The 8,749-nt window shown below is 60.1% G+C and carries 9 protein-coding genes; 4 read left to right on the forward strand and 5 right to left on the reverse strand.

What is annotated here, in order from left to right:
* Positions 1-101: 101 nt before the first annotated feature.
* Positions 102-806: an orotidine-5'-phosphate decarboxylase gene (gene pyrF, locus ACR0E6_RS18815; RefSeq protein WP_170624930.1), complete on the reverse strand. Its 705-nt coding sequence runs from the start codon at positions 804-806 to the stop codon at positions 102-104.
* 144 nt (positions 807-950) lie between these two features.
* Between pyrF and ACR0E6_RS18820 the strand changes: the two genes are divergently transcribed.
* A complete protein-coding gene (locus ACR0E6_RS18820; RefSeq protein WP_480586099.1) occupies positions 951-1,268 on the forward strand; it encodes a hypothetical protein in 318 nt (105 codons plus the stop codon).
* A 128-nt stretch (positions 1,269-1,396) separates the two neighbouring features.
* A complete protein-coding gene (gene clpB, locus ACR0E6_RS18825; protein WP_480586101.1) occupies positions 1,397-4,015 on the forward strand; it encodes an ATP-dependent chaperone ClpB in 2,619 nt (872 codons plus the stop codon).
* A 51-nt stretch (positions 4,016-4,066) separates the two neighbouring features.
* Here the strand turns inward: clpB and ACR0E6_RS18830 are convergent, their stop codons facing one another.
* The 3 genes from ACR0E6_RS18830 to ACR0E6_RS18840 form a co-directional block, all read right to left on the reverse strand.
* Positions 4,067-4,690: a class I SAM-dependent methyltransferase gene (locus ACR0E6_RS18830; protein WP_480586104.1), complete on the reverse strand. Its 624-nt coding sequence runs from the start codon at positions 4,688-4,690 to the stop codon at positions 4,067-4,069.
* A gap of 96 nt (positions 4,691-4,786) precedes the next feature.
* On the reverse strand, positions 4,787-5,602 hold the full coding sequence (locus ACR0E6_RS18835; protein WP_480586106.1) for a cyclase family protein: 816 nt from the start codon (positions 5,600-5,602) through the stop codon (positions 4,787-4,789).
* 119 nt (positions 5,603-5,721) lie between these two features.
* Positions 5,722-6,690 (reverse strand): hypothetical protein, encoded by a 969-nt coding sequence (locus ACR0E6_RS18840; RefSeq protein WP_170624927.1) that lies wholly within the window; start codon positions 6,688-6,690, stop codon positions 5,722-5,724.
* Between the two features lie 244 nt (positions 6,691-6,934).
* On the opposite strand from ACR0E6_RS18840, the gene msrP reads away from it, so the two are divergent.
* Together msrP and msrQ are read left to right on the forward strand one after the other, a co-directional pair.
* On the forward strand, positions 6,935-7,837 hold the full coding sequence (msrP, locus tag ACR0E6_RS18845; RefSeq protein ID WP_480586109.1) for a protein-methionine-sulfoxide reductase catalytic subunit MsrP: 903 nt from the start codon (positions 6,935-6,937) through the stop codon (positions 7,835-7,837).
* Positions 7,838-7,841: 4 nt separating this feature from the next.
* Positions 7,842-8,456: a protein-methionine-sulfoxide reductase heme-binding subunit MsrQ gene (msrQ, locus tag ACR0E6_RS18850; protein WP_480586112.1), complete on the forward strand. Its 615-nt coding sequence runs from the start codon at positions 7,842-7,844 to the stop codon at positions 8,454-8,456.
* On the opposite strand, the gene ACR0E6_RS18855 is transcribed toward msrQ, so the two are convergent.
* Positions 8,415-8,749 (reverse strand): hypothetical protein (locus ACR0E6_RS18855; RefSeq protein WP_480586115.1); only part of this gene is annotated, 335 nt, incomplete at its 5' end. The genes msrQ and ACR0E6_RS18855 overlap by 42 nt on opposite strands.

Here is an 8,749-nt window from a genome sequence, read left to right on the forward strand (position 1 = left end):
GGGCACAGCTTGTTTCAGCGGTTTTAGGGGTCAAAAGTGACCTAAGGTCAAGTTAATCAAGACATTTGTTAACGCATTCAGGGTTTGATTCCCGAAACCGTTCAGTGCCGTGTCAAAGAGTTTAATTCGCTCAGAACGGCCTCGGCCGCCGCTTTCGGATCGTCCGCCTGATAGATCGGACGGCCCACCACGATGTGATCTGCCCCGTCGCCGATGGCGCTGGCCGGGGTCGCGACGCGTTTCTGATCGCCCAATGCGGCCCCGGCAGGACGCACGCCCGGCGTAACGATCAGCCGTCCTTCGGCCTGCGGCAGGGCGCGGATCAGGGCGGCCTCTTGCGGGCTGGCGATAACGCCGTCGGCCCCAGCCTCCAGCGCCTTTGCCGCACGTTCGACGACCAATTCCTGCACGTCGCCTTCTTTCAGCAGGCTGGCATCCAGATCGTCGCGGTTCAGCGAGGTCAGGATGGTCACCGCAAGGATTTTCAGGTCCTTGCCCGAGGCCCCCTCTTTCGCGGCGCGCACCACATGCGGGTCGCCATGGACAGTCAGGAAATCCAGATCGAACTGCGCCAGCCCCCGCACGGCGTTTTCGACCGTGTTGCCGATGTCGAACAGCTTCATGTCCAGAAAGATGCGCTTGCCGTGATCCTGTTTCAGCTCATTCGCCAACGCCAGCCCACCGCCGGTCAGCATCCCCAACCCGATCTTGTAGAACGAAACGCTGTCACCCAGACGCTCGGCCATGGCCAGCCCCTGCAGGGCGTTCGGAACATCAAGGGCTACGATCAGGCGGTCATCGGACATTGGGGCGCTCCTGTTTTTTGGCAAACGTCTGCGTCCTAACGGGTTCGGGCGCGCCTGTCTATGCGCGATAGCTGTCAGGGGCCGTTGTGTTCTGTGCTAGAGTGACCGGATTGAACGCAAAAAACGAAAACAAAGGGACGTGAAATGAAGAAACTGCTGTTGCTAAGTGTGGTTTTGACAATGGCCGCCTGTGAAGACTCTGCGCCTGACGTGCCGGAAACAGGGGCTGCACCGGCCCCGACGAATGATGATTTGCGTCTGGTACGCGGCTACCGGTCCGAGGATGATTGGTGCCAGCTGACCGGCGAAACGGCCTTTACCGGCAATTTCCTTGATCACACCGCCGATCTGGTCTCATGCCCGACGGGCAGCGATGCGGCGCAGTCTCTGGTCGATGACCGGGGTGCTGTTCAGGTGGCCGAGACCGGAGGGTACACGGTCTACACAATCCAGCGCGAATAGTGCGGGTTTCTGCGCTCTAGCCTCTTGAACTGGCAAAGATATTTCCCAAATTGAATGCGAGGCCCAGACCGACGCGTGCCGCCAAGCGGGCGCAGCAGACTTAGGGCGCTTGGAAAAGGAGAATAGCAATGGACTTGAACAAGTTCACCGAGCGGGCACGGGGATTCGTGCAGGCCGCGCAAACGATTGCGCTGCGCGAGGGGCACCAGAGGCTGGAGCCCACACATATACTCAAGGCATTGATGGATGACGATCAGGGGTTGGCCAGCAACCTGATCACCCGCGCCGGTGGCGCACCCAACCGCGTGGTCGAGGCGCTGGATGCCGCGATGGGGAAGATCCCGAAGGTCAGCGGCGACGCCAGCCAGATTTACATGGACGGCCAGACCGCAAAGGTTCTGGACGAGGCCGCCAAGATCGCCACCAAAGCGGGCGACAGTTTTGTGCCGGTCGAACGCGTGTTGATGGCGCTTTGCATGGTGAAATCCAAAGCCAAGGAGGCGTTGGAGGCCGGGGCCGTATCCGCCCAGAAACTGAACGAAGCGATCAACGACATCCGCAAGGGTCGCACCGCAGACACAGCCAGCGCCGAAGAAGGCTATGACGCCCTCAAGAAATACGCGCGCGATCTGACCGAAGCAGCGGCTGAGGGCAAGATCGACCCGATCATCGGGCGCGATGAGGAAATCCGCCGCTCGATGCAGGTTCTGTCGCGCCGCACCAAGAACAATCCGGTTCTGATCGGGGAACCCGGCGTCGGTAAAACCGCGATTGCCGAGGGCATGGCCCTGCGCATCATCAACGGTGACGTGCCGGAATCGCTGAAAGACAAAAAGCTGCTTGCGCTCGACATGGGTGCGCTGATTGCAGGTGCGAAATACCGGGGCGAGTTCGAAGAACGCCTCAAAGCCGTTCTGACCGAAGTGACCGAAGCCGCTGGTGAGATCATCCTGTTCATTGATGAAATGCACACGCTGGTCGGTGCCGGTAAGTCCGACGGCGCGATGGATGCCGCCAACCTGATCAAGCCTGCGCTTGCCCGGGGTGAGTTGCACTGTATCGGCGCGACCACGTTGGATGAGTATCGCAAATACGTCGAAAAAGACGCGGCCCTTGCGCGGCGGTTCCAGCCTGTGATGGTCACCGAACCAACTGTCGAAGACACCATAAGCATCCTGCGGGGCATCAAGGAAAAGTACGAGCTGCACCACGGTGTACGCATCTCGGACTCGGCGCTGGTCTCGGCGGCGACCCTGTCGCATCGCTATATCACCGACCGGTTCTTGCCCGACAAAGCCATCGATCTTGTCGATGAGGCCGCGTCGCGCCTGCGGATGGAGGTGGACTCCAAGCCCGAAGAACTCGATCAGCTGGATCGCCAGATCCTGCAGATGCAGATCGAGGAAGAGGCGCTGAAGCTTGAGGATGACGCGGCATCCAAGGATCGTCTGGAAACCCTGCAAAGGGATCTGGCCGATCTGCAGGAAAAATCTGCCGAGATGACAGCTCAATGGCAGGCCGAACGTGACAAGCTTGCGGGTGCGCGTGATCTGAAAGAACAGCTCGACAAGGCGCGCGCTGATCTGGAGATCGCCAAGCGCGAGGGCAATCTGGCCAAGGCGGGGGAACTGTCCTACGGCATCATCCCCGAGCTCGAGAAACAGCTGACCGAGGCCGAGAACGCCGAAAGCAACGCCATGATGGCCGAGGAAACGGTGCGCCCGGAACAGATCGCATCCGTGGTCGAACGCTGGACGGGTATTCCGACCGCCAAAATGCTGGAAGGTGAGCGTGAGAAGCTGCTGCGGATGGAAGACGATCTGCATTCCCGCGTGATCGGTCAGGATGCCGCCGTCACCGCCGTCGCCAACGCCGTGCGCCGTGCGCGTGCGGGCCTGAATGACGAAGGTCGCCCGCTGGGTTCGTTCCTGTTCCTCGGGCCGACCGGCGTGGGTAAGACCGAATTGACCAAGGCCGTGGCGAACTTCCTGTTCGACGACGACAACGCGATGGTGCGCATCGACATGTCCGAGTTCATGGAGAAACACGCGGTTGCCCGTCTGATCGGCGCCCCTCCGGGCTATGTCGGCTATGATGAGGGCGGCGTGCTGACCGAAGCCGTGCGGCGCAGGCCCTATCAGGTCGTGCTGTTTGATGAGGTCGAAAAGGCGCACCCGGATGTGTTCAACGTGCTGTTGCAGGTTCTGGACGATGGCGTGCTGACCGATGGTCAGGGCCGCACCGTGGACTTCAAACAGACGCTTATCATCCTGACCTCGAACCTTGGGTCGCAGGCGCTGAGCCAGTTGCCCGAAGGGGCCGACAGTGCGCAGGCACGGCGCGATGTGATGGACGCGGTCCGGGCGCATTTCCGGCCCGAGTTCCTGAACCGTCTGGACGAGACCATCATCTTCGACCGGCTCAAGCGGGGTGATATGGATGGCATCGTCGATATCCAGATGGCGCGTCTGCAGAAACGTCTGGCGGCCCGCAAGATCGAACTTGCGCTGGATGTTGGGGCCAAGGAATGGCTGGCGAACGAAGGCTATGATCCGGTCTTTGGCGCCCGCCCGCTGAAACGCGTGATCCAGCGCGCGTTGCAGAACCCGCTGGCCGAAGCGCTGCTGGCCGGTGAGATCAAGGACGGCGAGACCGTTCCGGTCACCGCAGGCTCGGACGGGCTGATCATAGGCGACCGGCTGGGCACGTCGGACCGACCCCGCCCGGATGATGCCGTGGTGCATTGATCCAACGGAAACCAGAAGACCCGCCATGTCGGCGGGCCTTTTTCTTGGAAACTAGCCTCTGCGTCGCGCCACTATTCCACGGCTTGTCCGGGATGGTGGGCCTGCAGGGAAAGCGTATTCGCGTTCGCATTCAAATCCTGCCCGGTCCAAAAGCTCTAGTATCTCATCCCTGCGATACGTGCGGTGCCGCCACTGCAGCCAGATGATCGCATTGCACCAATGCGGCTTTGACACCACAAGATACAACCGACCGCCGGGGCGCAGAAGATCGCGTATGTGTTCAAGCGCGCGCATGGGGTCCGGGCAGTGTTCGATCACATGCGCCGCCAGCGCCACATCTGCAGGTTCAAGATCGACGGAACCGAGCAGCCCTTGTGCAACATTTGGCTCAACACCCCGTGCGCGCAGTGCATTTTGGCCTTGTGCCAGCATGATGGGGCTTGGCTCAAGCAGCGTCATGTTTCCGGGCGGCCCATGAATGGCAACCCAGGCCTCTGCGAATGACGCGGTTCCGGCACCGACATCGACAACGCGTGCCTCATGCTGCGGTGTGCGCTGGCCTGCCGAAAGAAATCCCAGATACGCGTCGTAGTAACCAAGGACGCGCATCTTATCCCGCCATTTCGGCGCGGCGGAGTCATAGCGCAGGGTGGTATCCGTGGTCGTCCTGTCCATTGGGTGATGTGTCCTCGGCGCCCAAGACCTGTGAGGTACGTAACAGGTGACTGGCCCGCCGGTCTGACGCGCCAGTTTTCTTGTGCGTTGGAAATGTCAGATCAACGCAAATATCCGCGCCGGGCCGCCGGTGCCCCCTTTATGCTTGGGCGCGCCGATCACCAGCGTTGCGCCCGAGGCAGGCACGCGGTCCAGATTGGCGAGACATTCGATCCCGAACCGGCCCGAGGGCAACCAGGCATAATGGGTGGCGAAATCGGCGGACATGCCGTGATCCAGCGACAGCGTATCGACGGCAATCGACCGCGCGCCAGTGTCCTCCATCAGCATCTGCGCGGCTTCGACGTGGAAGCCGGGATAGTGCTGTGCTTCGCCGTCGAAATTGCGGAATTCGTCCGTGGCCGTCTTGCCCGCCCAGCCTGAATGCATGGCGACACAAGCGCCATCCGGGATGTCACCATTGGCGGCAATCCAGGCGTTCAGGTCATCCGGGGTGACGCGCGTGTCCGCATCCTCGGCCGCGCGGGCGGCAATGTCGACGACGCATAACGGGGCAACCAGATCGGTGACCGGGATTTCATCAACCGACAGGCCATCTGCGGAAAAGTGCAGGGGCGCGTCGATATGCGTTCCCGTGTGCTCGTTTATGGACAGGTTGAACAGGTTGAAGCCGTGTTCGCCAAAGTTAAAGACCTGCTCGGCTGAAATGCCCGGATCGCCGCCCCAGGTCGGAAACTCGGGGCTCAGCGTGTGGGTCATATCCTCGACCCCGCCATGACCCGCCGCCAGTGCTGCTGGAACGGTCGCGGCTGTTGCGGTGGCCGCTATTCCGCTGGCTGCGGCGGCTTTGAAAAAGCTGCGTCGCGACAGCATCCTGTCCTTGACGGCATTCATTACGCAGATGTCACACATTCGTCTTCCTCCCGTTGCGGCAGATAGGCCGATTTACTGGCCCCGCCCCAGCATTGGGACACGGCACCTGCCTGACAGAGTGCCGCGCCGCCTGTGCGCTTGTAAAGATCGCTGCCGTTTCAGGGGCGGGATTGACGGCTTTTGCGCAAGGCCCGCAAGTCTTCGGCAGACATGCGCGGACCGGTGTTGGATGGCGGCGGCGGGGCTGGTTTTGCGTCAAATTTGGTCGGATCGATGGGGGCAAACGGATCTGCGCCGCCACTGAGCCGAAGATGGGCCAAGACCCCACCCGCGCATTGCAGGCTAAAGCTCCAAAGCGCGACCACCAGATAGGCGACGATAATTGCAGCCAGCGACCAGTCAAAGCGGAACGGTTCGCTGCCGTCCAACATTGCCTCGATTTCCATCACGTAGGATTCGAGCGAGCCCGTAGCTGTCAGAACCAGAAACAGCGCAAAGATCACAAAGTAGAATACGACAATGGACAGGTAGCTAAGCGCGACGATGCCGAACAGCTCCCAGAAAGACGATCCGAAATGCAGGAACGGCGTATAGGGGCGATTGTCGGGATCCCGCCCGATCGAGGCTGATGCCATGGGCACCAGCAGGCTGGCCCGGATCGCGCATACAGCGACAAAAGGAAGGACCGAGATGGCAATCAGCGTCTCGGGCCTTGCCACAATATTCAGAAGGTCCTCGCTGTCGAACGTACCAAGGCCCAGGCTGGTCGGCGACATCATCAGGCCCGAGAACCCAAAGACCGGAACAGATGCAATCCCGATCACCATGGCTTCGGCGGCACCATAGGCAAGCGCGGGCACGATCAGGGCCTTATAGCCGTGGCTTGGACGCATATGTTTGGACTGAAACCCGAAACGGGCCCCGACCAGAATCGGAATCACGCTGGATGAGGCGCTGATCAGAAACAGTATCAGCAAGAAGGCTCCGGGCGCGATGAAACCGATTAGCCCTCCGATCAACCCGCCGACCAACCCGTAAAGAAGCAATCCGATGACCAGAATCGGAAATGTCAGGACAAACCGCCAAAGAATCGAAAAGGACAGGACGAAGGATTGAAAAACAAGCATAGGGGGCAATCTGATCAACCAATGGATGTGACCGGCCTATCGAATTGCGCGTCTCCGGGCCAGAGGCTTTTTGACCTCATGACCCGACGCACGTGTCTTCCGGTTGCACCCATGCCTGTGGGGGTCCGGTATTGATCACGCGGAACGTTACAATCCGTTCGCTCAATCGTTACGCCTGTTTCCTTGGCTCTGTGCTATCAGCGCATTACGTCACCTTTGACGCTGAAACTTGACGGAGATCCAAATGGCGCATCGCTGGACCAACACTTTGACACATGCCGATGTCACCCCCCGGGCGGCATTTCTGAACCGGCGGCAGGTAATGGCCGGGCTGGCAGGTGTCGGGCTGACCGCGATGGCGCGGCCCGCAGCGGCGCAGGAGGCTTTGAAGCCCAACACCTGGGAAGAGATCACCAGCTATAACAACTTCTATGAATTCGGGACCCGTAAGGATGATCCGGCGAAATACGCTCATACATTGGTGACCGAGCCGTGGAGCGTGCAGATCGACGGTCTGGTCGACCGCCCCGGCACCTATGACTTTCAGGACATCATGTCCGAGATGACCGTCGAGGAACGCATCTACCGCTTCCGCTGTGTCGAGGCCTGGTCGATGGTCATTCCGTGGAACGGGTTCGAACTGGCCGATCTGCTGAACATGGCGGGCGTGCAGGAAGGTGCCAAATATGTGGCGTTCGAGACCGCCTATCGCCCGGAAGAAATGCCCGGCACGCGCTTCCCGATCCTCGAATGGCCCTATCGCGAGGGTCTGCGTCTGGATGAGGCGATGCACCCGCTGACCATCATGGCGACCGGCATCTATGACCGCCCGATCCCGAACCAGAACGGCGCGCCGCTGCGTCTGGTGGTTCCGTGGAAATACGGGTTCAAGTCGATCAAGTCGATTGTGAAGATCACGCTGACCGAGGATGAGCCGCCCACCAGCTGGAATATGTCCGCGCCGCGCGAATACGGGTTCTATAGTAATGTGAACCCGAATGTGGATCATCCGCGCTGGTCGCAGGCCTCGGAACGTCAAGTCGGTGGCGGGCTGTTTGCCAAGCGCGTCCCGACGCTGATGTATAATGGCTATGAACACGAGGTCGCCAGCCTGTACGAAGGCATGGACCTGAAAGAGAACTACTGATCAGATGCAGGCGGTGAACCAGATACTGCGCAAGATCCCTGTTTGGGCGATCTATACCTTGGGGGCATTGCCTGCCCCCTGGTTTCTGTATCTGGCCCTGACAGGCGGATTGGGGGTCGAGCCGATCAAGGCGCTGGAACATGAGTTGGGCGAACTGGCCCTGCAGCTTTTGATCCTTGGTCTGGCCGTCACCCCATTGCGTCAGCATCTTGGCCTGAACCTCATCAAGTTCCGCCGTGCGATCGGGGTTCTGGCCTTCTCCTATGTCGCGCTGCATTTGCTGGTCTGGCTGGTGCTGGACGTACAATTGCCCAGCCAGATCTGGGCGGACATTGTCAAACGCCCCTATATTACCGTCGGCATGGCGGGGTTTGCCCTGCTGTTGCCCCTGGCTGTGACATCGAACAACTGGTCGGTGCGTCGTCTGGGCCCTCGCTGGCGCAAGCTGCACAAGCTGGTCTACCCGGCGGTTCTGCTGGGCGGGGTTCATTATGTCATGCTGGCCAAGGGCTTTCAGCTTGAGCCGCTTCTCTACCTTGCCGCCATTCTCGGCCTGCTGGCGTTCAGATTGCCGCTGTCAGGTCTTTTGACCCGCACAAGACAGGCCGATTCCGCCTGAGTCTGAGCCGAGTCTGTGGGTAACCACGTGAATAACATCACAGCGCCCCTGATTCCTGCGATGAGAAGCGTGTTGGTGTGCCACATCTGTAGTTCGATGCTTTTCTAATAGATTGTTTTTAAGAGATAAAATGAGATTTCTAAGTTTTTTCGCCGTTTTCTGGTTTTTCTGCTTGCGGCCCTGATCACTAAACCTTAGAACGCCCTTCACCGGCGCTGCTGAGGCGCTGGGACGCGGCGGAAGCGGCGGAGACGCATCGGAGAGACGGTGGGCATTCGGAGGTTTTTGATTGG

The organism is Ruegeria sp. AP12, from assembly GCF_056540025.1.

What these genes read in the sequence shown, in the direction of transcription:
- pyrF (WP_170624930.1), bottom strand. Translation starts at nt 806, where the DNA reads ATGTCCGATGACCGCCTGATCGTAGCCCTTGATGTTCCGAACGCCCTG.
- ACR0E6_RS18820 (WP_480586099.1), top strand. Translation starts at nt 951, where the DNA reads ATGAAGAAACTGCTGTTGCTAAGTGTGGTTTTGACAATGGCCGCCTGT.
- clpB (WP_480586101.1), top strand. Translation starts at nt 1,397, where the DNA reads ATGGACTTGAACAAGTTCACCGAGCGGGCACGGGGATTCGTGCAGGCC.
- ACR0E6_RS18830 (WP_480586104.1), bottom strand. Translation starts at nt 4,690, where the DNA reads ATGGACAGGACGACCACGGATACCACCCTGCGCTATGACTCCGCCGCG.
- ACR0E6_RS18835 (WP_480586106.1), bottom strand. Translation starts at nt 5,602, where the DNA reads ATGTGTGACATCTGCGTAATGAATGCCGTCAAGGACAGGATGCTGTCG.
- ACR0E6_RS18840 (WP_170624927.1), bottom strand. Translation starts at nt 6,690, where the DNA reads ATGCTTGTTTTTCAATCCTTCGTCCTGTCCTTTTCGATTCTTTGGCGG.
- msrP (WP_480586109.1), top strand. Translation starts at nt 6,935, where the DNA reads ATGGCGCATCGCTGGACCAACACTTTGACACATGCCGATGTCACCCCC.
- msrQ (WP_480586112.1), top strand. Translation starts at nt 7,842, where the DNA reads ATGCAGGCGGTGAACCAGATACTGCGCAAGATCCCTGTTTGGGCGATC.